Source organism: Sporosarcina sp. SG10008 (genome assembly GCF_044569405.1).
Classification (GTDB): domain Bacteria; phylum Bacillota; class Bacilli; order Bacillales_A; family Planococcaceae; genus Sporosarcina; species Sporosarcina psychrophila.
The window spans coordinates 3770339-3786210 of record NZ_CP172607.1 but is presented as its reverse complement, the minus strand read 5'-3'; the positions used below and the strand labels follow the sequence as shown (position 1 = coordinate 3786210).

The following is a 15872-nucleotide window of genomic DNA, read 5'->3' as shown; positions in this document are numbered from 1 at the left end:
TATGCTGGTACTAGATGCACAACATCCTTAATTAACCAATGAAGCAAGCACCGATAATAATTAACAGGATGAAAAGCACAATAATTAACGCAAATGAACTTCCGCTCTCATATCCTCCGTATTGACCCATTGTCAACACTCCTTTCATGAATGGTCTAATTTAGCTTATGCAAATAGATTACTAGGCACTAAGTACAAACGCCTTTACGACTGCCAAAGAAATAATTGCTTTTGGTTATTTAGAAGAATAGTTTAGCTGACAAGTAGATGGATAGACGTGGTAATTGGAGTGGCCATCCTGCTGTCTAGTATGGGATTCTACTTGCTTGTTTAATGAAATGTGTTGTATCATTAGTTTAAAATATGGGAATAGAATCACTATTCGAAGAAGGAGGATCAATAGATACTATGACAAAATCAGATGGTAAGTACCCAAACAAAGAAGATCTTGAACCGAAAGTGAAAGGGGTAGCTAATTCCGATGAGCTTCCACTCGCGGATCCATCCGATTCGAATACATCGGATGTCTTTAGAAAAAACACCTTGGACAAGACTGGTGAGAATGAACAGTCAGCATACGGAACATACAAAACGGACACGGGTTATAATAAGCCAAGGTCGGGCGAACAATACCCTTTTGGTGAAAAACATCAAGAAGATAACAAGTTTGATCAAGAAACACACGAAAAATGGAATAAAGAGAAACCGAACGAAGATCCATTTAAACCATAACTTAGTAGCGGTCGTCCCTTTGTGGAGCGACCGTTTTGATTTGTAGATAAGATGCGGTAGAGTAGAAGAGAAGCAAAGAAAGGGATGATTGTCATCGAAACAATGAATCAGTTAAAATTCACACGTATTTATACACTTGGCCGTCTTGTAAAGTCAAAAGCAGAAGCTTGGGATGCACAACCAACAGGATTCAATAACACGATTCGTTGGAATGCGGGTCATATTTTTGTAACGATGGAAACACTCATTCAAAAAGCGGTGGAAGGTTATGAACCTGTCCATCCCGAATGGATCTCTCTTTTTGTGTCGGGATCAGGCCCTAACGACTGGGAAGGAAATGCTCCATCAACAGACGAGCTCCTCGCGGCATTAGAGGAACAACCAGAACGTGTCGTTAAAGCGCTCGAAGGTAAACTAAGCAATACGTTACAGGAACCGATGTCAATTGGACCCTTGCATACAATGGTGACAGTTGAGGCAGTCGTTCAATTTGCAGTGTGGCATGAAGGCGTTCATGCAGGCATGATTAATGCTTTGAACCGTTTGGCTTCAGAATAATTCTGGAGCAAAAGCGTAAGCCTCTAGGCGCTAGAGTCTGGGCGTGAAATATCGCCTTTCTCAGGTTATCCTCGGGCCGATAATTATATAATTTCCTGCATTAAAAAAAGCAGTCATCACACGTCCGTTTTAATCTGACGTAAGATGACTGCTTTTCAATTTACTAATTCATGCTTAAATGCATAAATGACTGCTTGTGTCCGGTCTTGCACTTCTAGTTTAGATAATAGATTGCTAACATGTGTTTTCACTGTTTTCAGTGCAATAAATAAATCATCTGCGATTTCCTGGTTCGTTTTACCTTTCGCAAGGTGCAATAATACTTCAAGTTCACGTTCCGTCAACTCATCATGGGGCTGCCGTTCATTGCCTGCTCGCATTTTGCGCATCATTTTTGTTGTGACTTCAGGTTCCAATACTGTTTGTCCTTTTAATGTTTCACGGATGGCCTCTGCAATTCGCTTCGCATTCGATGTTTTTAATATATAGCTGATTGCGCCTGCTTCAAGTGCTGGATATACTTTGTCATCATCTAAAAAACTTGTCACGATAACGATTTTTGCTTCCGGCCACTCCTTAATGATGGCAGCAGTTGCTTCGGCACCGTTCATTTCCGGCATCACCATATCCATCAATATAATATCGGGGCGTAACTCAAGTGCTTTTCCTACGGCTTCGCGCCCATTTACCGCTTCGCCGATGACTTCCATATCCGGCTGAATCTGTAGATAGGCAGAAACACCGATTCTCACCATTTCATGGTCATCCACTAACAGGATCTTGATCATTCGGTCCATCTCCTTTTCGAGCAGGTAATTTCACTTCCACAATCGTCCCTTGTGAGGGAACGGAAACGATTTTGCATGTTCCACCGATTTCAATTGCACGTTCTTTAACGTTTTGCAGGCCATATGAGCCGCCTTTTCCATCACTATCTTTGAATCCGATACCATTATCTTGCACCCGGAAAATTGCGAGCCCGTCTCGTTCCACAAATAGCACATCGACTTCCGTGGCTTGTGCATGGCGCAGTGTATTGGACAGCGTCTCCTGCGCGATTCGGAATAACTGATCTTCCGCACCTTTTGATAATGTCACTTCTTCCAAACGGAATCGGATATCGAATAGCACTTTTTCCCTTAATTCAATTAATAGCTCTTCAAGTCCTTCGGCAAGTGATTTGTTATTCAAGGGTGCCGGTCGTAAATGGAGTAGCAAGGCGCGCATTTCCAGTTGCGCCTGTTGGACGATTCGCTCGACTTGGAGTACCGGTTTTTGTGCGATAGCAACTTCGTTATTTTCCGTAATAGCGGATAATAGCATCGATGCGGCGAACAGTTGCTGGGATACAGAATCATGTAACTCGCGCGCGAGTCGCTGTCGTTCTTGTATAATTCGTTCTTGGATAAGTTTGTCTTGCTCCTCCGCACGCTCATCTATGATCCGTTGCAGACTTTTTCGCTGCGTATGAATGACCGTTGATACGGTCCCGATTGCCCGGTCCATACGGGGAGAGAACTTCTCGATTGAATCAGTTTCTAGCTCAGTGTCGATCAACCCTGTTATTCTTTGCTCGATTGCTTTCTCTTTTGAACTTCCTAAAAAACCTGTCCATATAGCGATTCCCCAGGCAAGCAAGAAAATAGTAGTCAAAATCCACAAGCCAAGCGAAACATTCGCAAATTGCAATTCATAAAACGCAAACCAACTTTCTTCTATTGGCAAACCAAGAAGGAAATAGATGTACACCGCTGCAATCGCAATAAATAAAATTGATAAAACAAGTCCGCGTCCGATGACTGCCTTCATTTTCGTGTCACCTCGACATCTCCGCCCCAAGTGGAAAGCGTAATGATAAGTTCAGGGGAATCAGCAGATTTCCCTTCATAGCTATCTTTCATATGGAGCGATTCATTAATGAGCCGTTTCCGATAAATATTGAAAAGCTTAGCATCACCGATTAATGTCGTGTAATGAATGCGTACGGGGATTTCGTAAGGTAAGTCAATTTTTATTTTTCCAATACCTTGCCTAACAGAAATTAAAGAAGTTCCTTTTGGCAGTACTGTATCCGTTACATCGATGTGAATATCACCAAAGAGTCCGTGGATATGGATGTCCTCCCATTCATAAGACGCAAAGGGGGATGACTGGACGGAAAATAGTTTGTTTTTCCAAATTCCGTTGGGCGTTTCTCGTTGAAGATCTTTGAGAGGACGCATTATTTCTTCCGACGGTACGCCCTTCCATAGTTTTACGAGGACGTAGATGATGACGGTGAAAATGAGCATCCGTAAACTCCACAAAGTGAAAAGTGCCATTGCGATAAAAAACAGGCCTGGTAAAAATAGCAGCTTCGATCGTTTCCGCAAACCGTAATAAATTAGTCCGGCACCAAGAAGGACGAACACGATATTGCCGTTATGAAAGAAAGCTGCCTCGACAAAAATGAGTAGCAGGAAAGTTAGCCCCCAAAATGTGATTTTGCTTGTATCGATTCGTTTCATTTTGTTATTCTCCCTTCTTGAGGTCAGATTATCTGTAAATAAGAAAAAAGGTACACAACCTAAGTACACCGATTCCTGCGGCGATGGTTGCATACCTGCATCCTACAGTCTATTTTACACAATTTCTACTTCTTTTGCGGATTCTTTCTCTAATGTCTCAAGGCGACGGTCCATTGATGACGTTTCGTACTCACGTTCAATCTTTCCGCCAAGGTTTTCGATATACTTTTTCATATCGCCAACTGATGCCATTTTACTGTCTGCATTTTCAGGAGAGATGATTTGATCCATCCGGTGATGGGCGCGGGTCACATTCTCTTTCCCCATCAATTGCAGCTGACGAACTTTCATATCTTTCACTTTATGTTTCATTTCCTCGAATTTACGCTCCAGTGAAATTAATTCATAAGCCGTTTCCATAACGCTTTCCGAAAGTTCTGCTGCACGCGTATCGTACGCAGCGATTTCCTCCTCGGCAAATGCGATTAAGTCTTCTTCACCAGCAGTTTGTGCAAGTTCAAGCTGACTACGACGTTTTTCTGACATTTTTTCAGCTTCTGCCAACTCTTTCTGCAGTTCTGTTTTTAGTTTGCTTTGACGTTCAAGCAATTTCCCAATTGATTCGGTCTGTTTTTCTGCCTCGCGGATGTATTGATTTAACATGGCAATTGGATTTTTGCTTTCCTTTTTGTCAAGCACCGTGTGAAGATCTGCTTGTACCGAGTATTTAAATCTATTCCAAAGTGAGTTCATAGTTAGTTCCTCCTCATTATTTTGTAATTTCATTCCACTGACGTTCGAAGTTTACGAATGGATCGTCAGTAGGGTTATTGATGATGTTACTGTTTTCTGAGCCATGCCATTTACGCCAAACATACAGAACACCGACTAAAGCAATGATTCCGATGAATGCCGGTACATTTGCTATTGCTGTTAACAAGCCAATGACAAGTACGCCTCCCCAGAACAATTTCGAGATTGTGGAAGTGCTCTTTCTGAAGTAATGGAACCCCGCGTATGCAATCAATGCTGAAAATGCAAGTGCGAGAAGTGATCCGAGATTCGCAAGGGCAACGATTGCTGCTGTAATACCAAGTGCTGCAAGACCTAGTTTTTTCATTTGTTGTTCCTCCTTTCGTTTGTAGCTTAATCTTATAACGATTTCCGGCTCGTCCAAACGGGCGCTAAGCGGATTTCCACCTAGGACTTGAGGCTGATTCGATCTAAGTCATACTAGATTTTGTAAGTGTTTTCATGTATTCTATTATTATAAGAAAAGTTAATTAATTCGGATAACGGGGTGTAGGTATGAAAGAGGTTGTTATTGTTCAGGGGGTTAGAACTGCGGTAGGTAGGAGAAAAGGGAGCTTTTCGGTCTACAGACCTGATGAACTTGCGGCTGTGGTACTTGAGGAACTTATGAAACGCGCAGGGATAAATAAAGAAGACGTGGAAGACGTCATTCTTGGTTGTGTTACCCAATCAGGTGAACAAGGTGGGAATATTGCTAGGACAGCAGCGCTCATCGCCGGATTCCCAATACATGTACCTGGTGTGACAATTGACCGGCAATGCGGATCGAGTCAGCAAGCTGTTCATTTTGCGTCACAAGCTATTCTGTCTGGGGATATGGATATCGTCATTGCAGGTGGAGTTGAAAGTATGACGCGTGCACCAATGATGTCCAATATGGGAGATGCAAAACCAAGTACAAAGCTCCTAGAAAAATATGAAATCATTAATCAAGGACTATCAGCTGAACGAATTGCTGAGAAGTGGGAACTGTCGCGGGAAGAACTAGATCGCTTTTCATTCGAAAGTCACCAAAAGGCGATTCACGCAATTAATGAAGGGAAATTTGAAGAAGAAATTGTTTCTGTTGAAATCACGAAAGAAGATGGCACAACAGAACTATTTTCTAAAGATGAAGGCCCTCGTCCCGAATCGACAACAGCAGTGTTGGCAGGATTACGGACGGTCTTTGATGAAAATGGCGTAATTACAGCGGGTAATGCAAGTCAAATGAGTGACGGGGCATCTGCTGTACTCCTTATGTCACGCGACAAAGCGGACGAACTTGGCGTGAGGCCGATCGCACGCATTGTTGCACGAGCTGTTGTTGGCTCTGATCCGACGTTAATGCTAACTGGTCCAATTGAAGCAACACGGAAAGTACTTGAAAAGGCCGGTCTTACAATAGAAGACATGGATACGTATGAAGTGAACGAAGCATTTGCACCAGTGCCGCTTGCTTGGCTGAAAGAAACGGGTGCTGATTCTACGAAATTGAACCCGAACGGCGGCGCCATCGCACTCGGTCATCCACTTGGCGCGACAGGCACGCGATTACTGGTGTCGATGATTCACGAATTAAAACGGACTGGCGGACGTTATGGGCTACTCGCAATTTGCGAAGGAATGGGTATGGCGAACGCGACAATTATTGAACGTATTTAATTTCATCCAGTGAGGGGCCAAACCCCTGCTAAATGAAATTTAGTTGTATTCGATTAGGGGGATTTAGGTGTGGAAATGGAAAAAGTAACGGCAATCGTGACAGGTGGAGCATCCGGTCTTGGGGAGGCCACTGTAAGGAGGATAGTAAACGCCGGAGGGAAGGCAGTTATCTTCGACAGGAATGAAGAGCGTGGACAAGCGCTTGCAAGAGAGCTTGGAGAGGAAAGTGTTTTATTCTTCAAAACGGATGTTGCGGATGCGGAAGAAGTGGAAGTAAACGTTGCTTCCGTAAAGGAGAAGTTTGGAGAAGTAACAGCCGTTGTTAATTGCGCAGGTATTGCGACGCCGGGGAAAGTATTGTCGCGTAGCGGTCCGATGGTGCTTGACCAGTTTGAACAAGTCATTCGAGTAAACCTGATAGGCACATTTAATGTAATTCGTGTGGCGGCGGCCGCAATGCAAGGAAATGAGCCAAACGAAGAAGGGGAACGTGGGGTTATTGTAAATACTGCTTCCGTTGCTGCTTTCGAGGGACAAATTGGACAGGTTGCATACAGTGCTTCAAAGGGCGGCGTTGTTGGAATGACATTACCGATTGCACGTGAACTCGCGGCATTCGGTATCCGAGTGATGACAATTGCACCAGGTCTTGTAGAAACACCGTTATTCGACGAGCTACCGGAAGCCGCACGTAATTCACTTGCTTCAATGATACCGTTCCCGAAACGACTTGGGCGACCAGATGAATATGCAAAGCTTGTTGAAAATATATTTACTAATACACTGCTCAACGGTGAAGTAATTCGGTTGGATGGTGCGATTCGGATGCAACCAAAGTGAGTTGGAAACAATGGTTCGCCGATAAACATGGCAACTCAAACAGGTTCCAAAGCACATGTTACAAAAGGAGGGGCTAGGCGGTTGGCGAGATACAGATTTGAAATGGATGAGCACGTCATGTTTCGAGATTCACTTCGGAAGTTTCTTCAGAAAGAAGCAGTTCCGCACTACGATAAATGGGAAAAAGATCGGCTTATACCAATCGCATTTTGGAAAAAACTTGGGGAGATGGGGTTCCTCTGCCCGCAAGTGGATGAAAAATACGGAGGGCTTGGTCTGGATTTCAGCTTTAGTGTAATCATCGGGGAAGAACTTGAGCGTGTAGGCGCGGGTCTCACAGGGGTAGGCTTGCACAATGACATCGTTGTTCCATATATTGAATCGTTCGGCACAATGGAGCAGAAAGCGCGCTGGCTACCTGGTTGTGTAAGCGCTAACAATATTACCGCTATTGCAATGACAGAGCCAGGAACAGGATCGGACTTGGCTAATATCTGGACGACGGCAATTAAAGATGGGGACCATTACGTCGTGAATGGTCAAAAGACGTTTATCACAAACGGTATTAATGGGAATCTTATACTCGTTGCTGTAAAAACTGACCCATATGCCGAACCGAAACATCGTGGCGTCAGTTTGCTTATTATAGAAGAAGGTACGCCAGGTTTCACAAAAGGTCGAAAACTCGATAAAGTAGGGCTGCATTCGCAAGACACGGCGGAATTGTTCTTTGAAGATTGCCGTGTACCTGTAACGAACTTAATTGGCGAAGAAGGAAAAGGATTTAGCTATCTAATGGAGAAACTACAGCAGGAACGGCTTGTTGTTGCGATTGCCGCACAAACGGCATCAGAGGATATGCTAGAAATGACACTTGAGTATGTAAAATCGCGGAAAGCATTTGATAAGCCGATTGGTTCGTTTCAAAACACGCAGTTTAAACTTGCTGAAATTGCAACGAAAGTGGAGATTGGAAAAGTGTTTCTAGAATCACTTATCGAAGATCATCTAGCAGGAAAAGATGTCGTCACAAAAGTATCGATGGCGAAATATTGGCTGACCGATACGGCGCGAGAAATTTCGGCAGAATGTATGCAGTTGCACGGTGGGTACGGTTATATGGAAGAATATAAAATTGCGAGACGTTACAGGGATATCCCTGTGGCATCGATTTACGCAGGGACGAATGAAATCATGAAAGTCATCATCGCGAAGAATATGGGCTTGTAGAAATTAGGGTTGCTTAATAAGTTGATATAAAGAACGCCATTGAATCTGTCTTGGCGCTCGGCTAACCTTTTAAGGCACATACGCTCAGTTTGTACACCGTATTCAATACTGCAAACTATATAAATAAGTAGGAATAACTTGGTTTCGTAGGGCATATTATCTTTCGGGACCATATGTGACGTATACCTACTATTATAATGCACTGTTTACGTAAAAAATATTCTACATGAAAAGGGGCGAGATTAGTATGATGCAAACACCACTATTATTATCTTCCTTTATTAAACGAGCAGAGCAATATTTCCCTAACAAATTAATTATTTCACGAACAGGAGAAAACTCGATTCACCGGATTCCATATCGTGAGTTCGCAAAAAGAACACGCAAACTGGCAGATGCCCTGACGAAACTCGGGATGGAGCACGGAACGAAAGTTGGATCGTTTGCTTGGAATCACCATCGACATTTAGAAGCGTATTTCGGTGTGCCGGGAACAGGTGCCATCCTTCATATGATCAATATACGATTATCTCCGGAACATATTGCATACGTTATCAACCATGCCGGGGATGAAATCCTGCTTGTCGATGATAATCTGTTTCCGCATCTTGAAAAACTTGCGCCTTATCTGAAAACGGTGAAACATTATATCATCATGGGAGACAGCACTGAAATACCTGAAACATCTCTCGAAAATGTCCATTCGTATGAAGCACTTCTAGCTGAAGCATCTGAAGACTTTGTATTCCCAGAGGATCTCGATGAGAATACGCCAGCTGGCATGTGCTATACATCCGCTACGACGGGCAATCCGAAAGGAGTCGTCTATACCCATCGCGGACTTGTTCTGCATAGTTATGCGCTAGGACTAGCTGATGCTATGGGCTTATCGGAGAGAGATGTAATTCTGCCAGTCGTGCCAATGTTCCACGTCAATGCATGGGGAATGCCATTCGCCGCGGTCTTTTTTGGTACAACACAAGTCCTGCCGGGGCCAGGCTTAAATCCGAAGCTGTTGCTGGACTTGATCGAGCAGGAGAAGGTGACTGTAACAGCGGGAGTTCCGACAATTTGGCTAGCAGTGCTGAAGGAGCAGGAGGAGAGTCCGAGAGACTTGTCATCACTTAGAGCCGTTGTAAGCGGTGGTTCAGCTTCACCAAAAGGATTGATCCGTGCATTCGAAGAAAAACTTGGTGTACCGTTCATCGTTGGCTATGGCATGACTGAAACATCGCCACTAGTCAGTCTATCTGTCTATTCGTCAGGGATGACCGATTTAACAATGGATGAGAAAATCGATGTCCGTGCACTTCAAGGGATGCCGATGCCGGGTCTTGAAGTCCGTATTGTTAATGAAGCCGGAGATGCGCCTTGGGATGGTAAAACAATGGGCGAATTAGCTATTCGGGGACCTTGGATTGCAAGCGAATATTACAATGATGAGCGTACAGCAGAAGCCTTCCGTGATGGCTGGCTATTCACAGGCGATATCGCAGTTATGACAGAGTTTGGCTATCTTAAATTGATGGACCGCACAAAAGATTTGATCAAGAGTGGAGGCGAATGGATTTCGTCTGTTGACTTGGAGAATGCGCTGATGACGCATGAAGATGTTTTTGAAGCGGCAGTGATAGCAATACCGCATGAGCAATGGATTGAACGTCCACTGGCGTGTGTTGTCTTGAAAGAAGGGAAGGTTGCTGACGAAGAGATGAAACAGCGGTTGCTAACCTATTTGGCAGGCCAGTTCGCTAAATTATGGGTACCGGACGATGTTGTCTTCTTGGATGAAATCCCGAAAACATCCGTCGGTAAATTCCTGAAAGCCTCATTACGTAATCAATTGACGGAACATTATCAGCAAGTGTAAAACACACAAAAAGGGGCCGTAACCACACTGGTTTGGTCTTTTTTTCATTTCAACGTATATAGATTCGTTTCAGGCCTTAATAAGCTCCGCAATGAGAACAGTATAGTAAATTAACACACGTGTTGATTTACTAGAAATAACCAGAAAATAACTTAATCAAATACTAAGCATCCCCCGTACAGTTGCTTAGATTGCTTTGGATCGAACGACTCCTATATCTTTACCGGGGTATCTTAATCTATAGGATGCTACTTCGTCGCATCCCTATAGATTTTTTCGGTAATCGTATGGTGGTCGTTCATCTGTCGCTCTCTAAAGGTGCAAGTACATGAAGTGCGAAAGCTTTTTTGAGACGAAAGAATAGTGGGCTTGTTACCTGGATAAAGGCAGTCAACCGAACAGCAAAGGGTTCGGTTTGTATAAGTCGTAACTAGCCACACCTGTCTCACGGAAAAACTATCGTGATTATTTTAGCCGAAAGCGAGCCGGAAAAGTACTAGTCCAAATGAAAAAAATCGCGCCTACCTTAGAAGAATATTATGTGAGGAAATGGTTAATCAACAGACGTGATTAATTAACCTATATGTGTTGAATTAAAGAATCCCATTGAATTTACTGTGGCGCTTAATAAGGAGAGAGTTTTAATTCGAGGTGTGGATTGTAGAACGCTTGGTGCTTTGCGGATGCCCTGCGCTAGGCTTGTTTATTATCGAGAGAAATGTGATTTTAAGATGTATTTGCGAGGTTATAAGGTGATTACTAGTTGATACTACTTATATTCAAGAAAGACGTGCCTTAGCTTGCAGACTTCATCACAGATAATGAAATGCTCTTTCTCACATAGACCATCTAGCGAAGGCGCGTCTTCGTGGTAGCCGGAGTGATAAGACTGAAAGCGGTCTTCTTTCTGGCTTATCGCGGGAGGCATCCACAAAGCGTCGAAGCGGTATTTGTAGGAGTTCTATTTCATTCCAAGTATCAGTACTTTTCAGCGGCCTCAAAAAAGCCTTTGTAAAGCGCATATGCCGTATTCATTTGTGCAGCATATATAGTATGGTTTTAGTACTTGAATAATCAACCAGATAGTTAGTACTTTAGTGAATCGTATTCCTGATATTCAGTATAAATATAACTTACCAGACTATGGATTATATATAGCTTGGTGGGTAGTGTATAACTTCATTGATCATTGTGGAGGAATTGTTAACTGGGGAGGAAATTGTGGATATCTATCATTAGAATTTGATTAATAACCCAAAAAGATGATTTTCGATAGAAAATTCTGAAACTATAAACATTTTTTCGAGTTATCAACTGATGACTGTTGATAACTAGGCACTTTATGAAGTTATCAACAAAAAATGAACAATCCTCTAGAATGATTCAAGCGGGTAATACCGACGTAGAATCATAGGAATGGACTCTTTTGCATAAAATAATTGATAAGAAAGGCAACTTCTTCTTATAAAGGAACGTCTATTCATTTCACGAAGTCAGTTTGCACTTGCATTCGGTATTTAGTAAAGTAATAGTTGGTGGGGGCGAAGCGTGGAAAATTGGATTACTGAATTTATGGACCAGTTTGGCTATTTTGGTGTGTTTTTATTAATCATGATTGAGAATGTGTTTCCACCAATACCATCTGAAGTTATTTTGACATTCGGTGGATTCATGACGACGTATTCGGATATGACTCGAATGGGAGTAATCATTGCAGCAACGGTCGGATCAATTATTGGGGCGATGATTTTGTATAGTATCGGGTTATTTCTCGATGTGGCACGCCTTGAGAAAATTGTTGATCGGTGGGGTGGCGTTTTACGTCTTACTCGAAAAGATATCCGTAAGGCCGATGCATGGTTCGACAAATATGGTCCGTGGACAGTGCTACTCTGTCGCCTAGTTCCACTAATACGGAGCCTAATCTCGATTCCAGCAGGTATGTCGAATATGAACTTCCCGCTATTCATTTTACTTACAACAATCGGTAGTCTGATCTGGAATACGGCACTTGTTATGATCGGCGCAGCAGTCGGCGACAATTGGCAATCGATTGTTCATTATATGGACATCTATTCGAACGTTGCGTACGCACTGCTAGCAATTGGCGGAATTGTGAGTTGCTTTTGGTATATTCGCTTCCGTAGAAAGAGAGTGTAACTAACTTATGGAATTATTTGATTTGATTAAAGCGTTAATACTTGGATTTGTTGAAGGTATGACGGAGTTTGCACCTGTATCATCGACGGGTCACTTGATCATTGTCGATGATATGTGGCTGAAGACAGAAGAGTTTTTAGGTAAATATCCCGCGATTACATTTAAGATTGTTATCCAGCTAGGATCGATTTTAGCGGTTGTCGTCGTATTTTGGAAACGTCTTTTTAGCCTAGTCGGACTTTATAAGATTGATGGTAAAAAGATGAATTCACGTTTCAATTTAGGGCATGTCATTATCGGTATGCTTCCGGCAGTCATTCTTGGATTTGCGTTTAAAGATCTGATTGATGATTATTTATTCGGAGTGGAAACGGTTATTTTTGCCTTGGTGGCAGGGGCTATTCTTATGATTGTGGCTGATAAATTTGGTCCAAAAAAACCGAAAGTACAAACGTTGGATCAAATCACATACAAACAGGCATTCTCGGTTGGTCTTGTCCAATGTCTGTCATTATGGCCAGGATTTTCGCGCTCAGGCGCCACGATTTCGGGTGGTGTACTGTTCGGCATGAACCATAGAACGGCGGCAGATTTCACGTTCATAATGGCTGTTCCAATTATGATGGGTGCAAGTCTTGTATCGGTTTTGAAAAACTGGGAGTACTTATCAATGGATAATCTGTCGTTTTATATCGTCGGATTCATCAGTGCATTCATCTTTGCGCTTATCTCGATTCGCTTCTTCTTGAAGCTCATCTCACGCGTCAAGCTTGTACCGTTCGCAATTTACCGACTTATATTAGCAGCTGTGCTAGCGGTTATTGTGTTTTTATAAGAATCTGAAACGACTCCTGCACATTGGTGCGCGGGAGTCGTTTTTTTGTCTTTGCAATGCAGTCTGAAAATATCTGATCTACTTATAAATTGGTGATTAATTACTGTTCGAACCTAGTTTTTCCGAAATCCGTCTACCTGTTTCCATAACTTTTTCAATAAGGAAATCCATCCGATTTTCAGTCAGATTGAAACTGACGAAGCCTATACTGATTGCCCCGACAACTTCTCCTAATCCATCAACAATGGCCACCGCGACAGAAGAAGTACCTTCCGTCCTTTCACCGTGACTCGTAGCATATCCTAGTTTTTTTATCTGTTTTAGCGTTACTTCTACTGGAGCCAATTGTTCGATAGGCAACAGTTTCTTCAAAATGTCCGTGGACTTAAAAGAAGGCATATTGGCAAGCATCGCTTTATTAGCCGCACCGATATTCATTGGAATGCGCAAACCGAGTTGGTCATAAATCCGGATTGTATTATTTTCACTATCTATTCTCTCTAAAATAATTGCTTCTAATCCTGCGGGGCGGCTTAGATAGACACTTTCATCTACTTCATGGCTCAAACGTTCTAGCTCTGGCCTTATTTTAGTGACATAATCCATCGAATCATACACTTGCAAACCGTATTCTAACCAAATCGTTCCGAGCCGATAGCATTTCGTACGCTCATCCTGCTCCACCATACCTTGTTTAATCATCGCTTTCAGCAATCTATGCATTGTACTGAGTGGTAATTCGCATTGCTTGGAAAGGTCTGAAATAGACACTCCGTTTTCTGAAGTGTGTGTAGCAAGAGTTTTGGCTACGATCATAGCGCGGTCAATTGATTGCATTTAAAGCACCACCTATCATATAAATAACTAAGTAAAATTCATTACTCTGAAAAAAAGAATTAAAAGTATTTGAAATACATTGACATTGTACCATGAAGAGAATATATTTTATATATAAACTTTCCGTTATTCGGAAACGTTTTCCACTATGCGGAAAAGGGTGATGTAAATTGACTTATTGTTCATCAATGTACAGTCCATTAGAACGGGTGATTGTAAAGCATCCAAATGTAGCTTTTCAAAATCAAAATCATCTCGCGGATCAATGGAAAACATTCAATTACCTTGAAGAACCGAATTTTAAAGAGGCGGTTCGCGAGTATTCGAATTTTATAGGGATTCTTGAAAAATATGTCCCACAGATTGATTATTTACCTGCATCGCCTGAAGTTGGTATGGATTCGTTGTATGCACATGATCCGGTGAAGTTTACGCCAGCAGGAGCAATCATTTTGAAATCAGGTAAAAAACTGAGACAACCGGAAGCGGTAGTATATAAAAAGTTTCTTGCAGAAAGAGAAATTGCTATTGTTGGTGAGTTGACAGGAGACGCAGTGTCAGATGGCGGTGATATCGTATGGTTGGACGACAAGACACTTGTTGTAGGCCGTGGATACCGTACGAATGATGAAGCAATCCGGCAATTGAAAGAAATGACAGCGTCTTTCGTCGACGAATTCATCGTCGTTCAACTACCACATGATCAAGGAGAAGCGGAATGTCTGCATCTTATGTCGTTCATCAGTATGGTCGATCGTGATTTGGCAGTCGTGCATTCACCACTAATGCCTGTTTTTTTCCGGCAGTTGTTGATTGAACGAAAAATCCAGCTAATTGAAGTTCCGAAAGATGAATATGACACACTTGGTTGCAACGTGTTGGCACTGGCACCACGGGTTTGTGTAATTGTTTCTGGAAACGCTTCCACGAAAAAACAATTGCTCGATGCTGGAGCCACAGTTTATGAATATAAAGGTGAAGAAATAAGTATAAAAGGGACGGGGGGGCCAACGTGTTTGACTTCTCCCGTAGTAAGAAACTAAAAATGAGGAGTGGAATGGATATGTATTCAAACGTAATTGTAAAAACACCTGGGGAAAGCTATTTGAATGGATTGACGACTTCTGATTTAGGAAAGCCCGTAGTTGAAAAGTTACTAGATCAGCATAAAGAGTATATTGAAGCGTTGGAAAAATGCGGCGTGACTGTTACACATCTTCCAGCAAGTGAAGAATTCCCGGACTCGACATTTGTAGAAGATGCAGCCGTATTGACATCTGATTTCGCGGTTATTACAAATCCAGGAGCGGAATCACGTAATGGAGAAATCAAGGAAATCGAAGCTACTCTAAAAGGATTTTATGAGAAATTTTACTATATAAAATCGCCAGGAACACTAGATGGTGGCGATATTCTCCAAGCGGAAGACCATTTCTATATTGGGATTTCTGAACGGACGAATGAAGAAGGAGCTCTTCAATTGAAAGGAATATTAGAACAACAAGGTTATGAAGTTACGGTTATTCCGTTAAAAGAGTTTTTCCATTTGAAAACAGGAATTGCTTACCTAGGAGATAACCGGATGGTCGTTGCGGGAGAATTTGTGGATCATCCAGCATTTGATTCATATGAAAAAATTGTTATAGGTAAGGAAGACGAGTATTCAGCCAACTGTATCCGTGTGAATGATTATGTCATTATTCCGTCAGGATATGAAGAAACAAAACGTAAATTTAATGAAGCGGGTTATGAAACAATCGAACTGGAAATGTCTGAAGTGCAAAAGCATGACGGTGGTTTGAGTTGTCTTTCGTTACGATTTTGATTCTTAAGTATTCAAAATAGG

The 15872-nt window shown here is 42.4% G+C and carries 17 protein-coding genes; 10 read left to right on the top strand and 7 right to left on the bottom strand.

The features are described 5' to 3' along the window. Positions 1-31: 31 nt before the first annotated feature. Complete coding sequence (locus tag ACGLYD_RS17730) at positions 32-130, bottom strand: YjcZ family sporulation protein (RefSeq protein WP_156476121.1); 99 nt, start codon at positions 128-130, stop codon at positions 32-34. 278 nt (positions 131-408) lie between these two features. Between ACGLYD_RS17730 and ACGLYD_RS17725 the strand changes: the two genes are divergently transcribed. Continuing rightward, positions 409-732, top strand: coding sequence for a hypothetical protein (locus ACGLYD_RS17725; RefSeq protein WP_067213558.1), 324 nt, complete (start codon positions 409-411; stop codon positions 730-732). Positions 733-816: 84 nt separating this feature from the next. Then, entirely contained in the window at positions 817-1290 is a 474-nt protein-coding gene (locus ACGLYD_RS17720) for a DinB family protein (RefSeq protein WP_231885736.1), read from the top strand. A gap of 155 nt (positions 1291-1445) precedes the next feature. Here ACGLYD_RS17720 and ACGLYD_RS17715 read toward each other — a convergent pair whose 3' ends face one another. The 5 genes from ACGLYD_RS17715 to ACGLYD_RS17695 all read right to left on the bottom strand — a co-directional run bounded on the left by ACGLYD_RS17715 (position 1446) and on the right by ACGLYD_RS17695 (position 4917). Then, positions 1446-2078, bottom strand: coding sequence for a response regulator transcription factor (locus ACGLYD_RS17715; protein ID WP_067213557.1), 633 nt, complete (start codon positions 2076-2078; stop codon positions 1446-1448). After that, positions 2053-3099, bottom strand: coding sequence for a sensor histidine kinase (locus ACGLYD_RS17710; RefSeq protein WP_067213556.1), 1047 nt, complete (start codon positions 3097-3099; stop codon positions 2053-2055). Before ACGLYD_RS17710 ends, ACGLYD_RS17715 begins: the two co-directional genes overlap by 26 nt. Continuing rightward, the gene (liaF, locus tag ACGLYD_RS17705; protein ID WP_340741052.1) at positions 3096-3797 is read right to left on the bottom strand and encodes a cell wall-active antibiotics response protein LiaF; all 702 of its coding nucleotides are present in this window, start codon (positions 3795-3797) and stop codon (positions 3096-3098) included. Before liaF ends, ACGLYD_RS17710 begins: the two co-directional genes overlap by 4 nt. A 114-nt stretch (positions 3798-3911) precedes the next feature. Continuing rightward, positions 3912-4550, bottom strand: coding sequence for a PspA/IM30 family protein (locus tag ACGLYD_RS17700; RefSeq protein WP_067213554.1), 639 nt, complete (start codon positions 4548-4550; stop codon positions 3912-3914). Between the two features lie 16 nt (positions 4551-4566). Further along, on the bottom strand, positions 4567-4917 hold the full coding sequence (locus tag ACGLYD_RS17695; protein ID WP_187046131.1) for an ABC transporter permease: 351 nt from the start codon (positions 4915-4917) through the stop codon (positions 4567-4569). 188 nt (positions 4918-5105) lie between these two features. Between ACGLYD_RS17695 and ACGLYD_RS17690 the strand changes: the two genes are divergently transcribed. The 6 genes from ACGLYD_RS17690 to ACGLYD_RS17665 all read left to right on the top strand — a co-directional run bounded on the left by ACGLYD_RS17690 (position 5106) and on the right by ACGLYD_RS17665 (position 13189). Next, positions 5106-6254: a thiolase family protein gene (locus ACGLYD_RS17690; RefSeq protein WP_340741051.1), complete on the top strand. Its 1149-nt coding sequence runs from the start codon at positions 5106-5108 to the stop codon at positions 6252-6254. A gap of 75 nt (positions 6255-6329) precedes the next feature. Beyond that, complete coding sequence (locus ACGLYD_RS17685) at positions 6330-7094, top strand: 3-hydroxyacyl-CoA dehydrogenase (protein ID WP_399633297.1); 765 nt, start codon at positions 6330-6332, stop codon at positions 7092-7094. A gap of 81 nt (positions 7095-7175) precedes the next feature. Continuing rightward, positions 7176-8324: an acyl-CoA dehydrogenase family protein gene (locus ACGLYD_RS17680; RefSeq protein ID WP_187046128.1), complete on the top strand. Its 1149-nt coding sequence runs from the start codon at positions 7176-7178 to the stop codon at positions 8322-8324. A gap of 247 nt (positions 8325-8571) precedes the next feature. Continuing rightward, positions 8572-10194: a long-chain fatty acid--CoA ligase gene (locus tag ACGLYD_RS17675; protein WP_067213550.1), complete on the top strand. Its 1623-nt coding sequence runs from the start codon at positions 8572-8574 to the stop codon at positions 10192-10194. A gap of 1548 nt (positions 10195-11742) precedes the next feature. Continuing rightward, positions 11743-12354, top strand: a complete 612-nt coding sequence (locus tag ACGLYD_RS17670; RefSeq protein WP_340741049.1) for a DedA family protein — start codon at positions 11743-11745, stop codon at positions 12352-12354. A gap of 7 nt (positions 12355-12361) precedes the next feature. Beyond that, positions 12362-13189 carry an undecaprenyl-diphosphate phosphatase gene (locus ACGLYD_RS17665; RefSeq protein WP_067213548.1) on the top strand — a complete coding sequence of 276 codons (828 nt, stop codon included), beginning with the start codon at positions 12362-12364 and terminating at the stop codon, positions 13187-13189. A gap of 96 nt (positions 13190-13285) precedes the next feature. On the opposite strand, the gene ACGLYD_RS17660 is transcribed toward ACGLYD_RS17665, so the two are convergent. Then, on the bottom strand, positions 13286-14026 hold the full coding sequence (locus ACGLYD_RS17660) for an IclR family transcriptional regulator (RefSeq protein ID WP_067213547.1): 741 nt from the start codon (positions 14024-14026) through the stop codon (positions 13286-13288). Between the two features lie 188 nt (positions 14027-14214). Between ACGLYD_RS17660 and ACGLYD_RS17655 the strand changes: the two genes are divergently transcribed. Both ACGLYD_RS17655 and ACGLYD_RS17650 read left to right on the top strand, forming a co-directional pair. Then, positions 14215-15069 carry a dimethylarginine dimethylaminohydrolase family protein gene (locus ACGLYD_RS17655; protein ID WP_399633295.1) on the top strand — a complete coding sequence of 285 codons (855 nt, stop codon included), beginning with the start codon at positions 14215-14217 and terminating at the stop codon, positions 15067-15069. Between the two features lie 20 nt (positions 15070-15089). Then, positions 15090-15851, top strand: a complete 762-nt coding sequence (locus tag ACGLYD_RS17650) for a dimethylarginine dimethylaminohydrolase family protein (protein WP_399629601.1) — start codon at positions 15090-15092, stop codon at positions 15849-15851. The last annotated feature ends 21 nt before the right edge of the window (positions 15852-15872 follow it).

Coding starts and splice junctions, on each gene's coding strand:
- ACGLYD_RS17730 (WP_156476121.1), bottom strand. CDS start 130: ATGGGTCAATACGGAGGATATGAGAGCGGAAGTTCATTTGCGTTAATT.
- ACGLYD_RS17725 (WP_067213558.1), top strand. CDS start 409: ATGACAAAATCAGATGGTAAGTACCCAAACAAAGAAGATCTTGAACCG.
- ACGLYD_RS17720 (WP_231885736.1), top strand. CDS start 817: ATGATTGTCATCGAAACAATGAATCAGTTAAAATTCACACGTATTTAT.
- ACGLYD_RS17715 (WP_067213557.1), bottom strand. CDS start 2,078: ATGATCAAGATCCTGTTAGTGGATGACCATGAAATGGTGAGAATCGGT.
- ACGLYD_RS17710 (WP_067213556.1), bottom strand. CDS start 3,099: ATGAAGGCAGTCATCGGACGCGGACTTGTTTTATCAATTTTATTTATT.
- liaF (WP_340741052.1), bottom strand. CDS start 3,797: ATGAAACGAATCGATACAAGCAAAATCACATTTTGGGGGCTAACTTTC.
- ACGLYD_RS17700 (WP_067213554.1), bottom strand. CDS start 4,550: ATGAACTCACTTTGGAATAGATTTAAATACTCGGTACAAGCAGATCTT.
- ACGLYD_RS17695 (WP_187046131.1), bottom strand. CDS start 4,917: ATGAAAAAACTAGGTCTTGCAGCACTTGGTATTACAGCAGCAATCGTT.
- ACGLYD_RS17690 (WP_340741051.1), top strand. CDS start 5,106: ATGAAAGAGGTTGTTATTGTTCAGGGGGTTAGAACTGCGGTAGGTAGG.
- ACGLYD_RS17685 (WP_399633297.1), top strand. CDS start 6,330: ATGGAAAAAGTAACGGCAATCGTGACAGGTGGAGCATCCGGTCTTGGG.
- ACGLYD_RS17675 (WP_067213550.1), top strand. CDS start 8,572: ATGATGCAAACACCACTATTATTATCTTCCTTTATTAAACGAGCAGAG.
- ACGLYD_RS17665 (WP_067213548.1), top strand. CDS start 12,362: ATGGAATTATTTGATTTGATTAAAGCGTTAATACTTGGATTTGTTGAA.
- ACGLYD_RS17660 (WP_067213547.1), bottom strand. CDS start 14,026: ATGCAATCAATTGACCGCGCTATGATCGTAGCCAAAACTCTTGCTACA.
- ACGLYD_RS17655 (WP_399633295.1), top strand. CDS start 14,215: ATGTACAGTCCATTAGAACGGGTGATTGTAAAGCATCCAAATGTAGCT.
- ACGLYD_RS17650 (WP_399629601.1), top strand. CDS start 15,090: ATGTATTCAAACGTAATTGTAAAAACACCTGGGGAAAGCTATTTGAAT.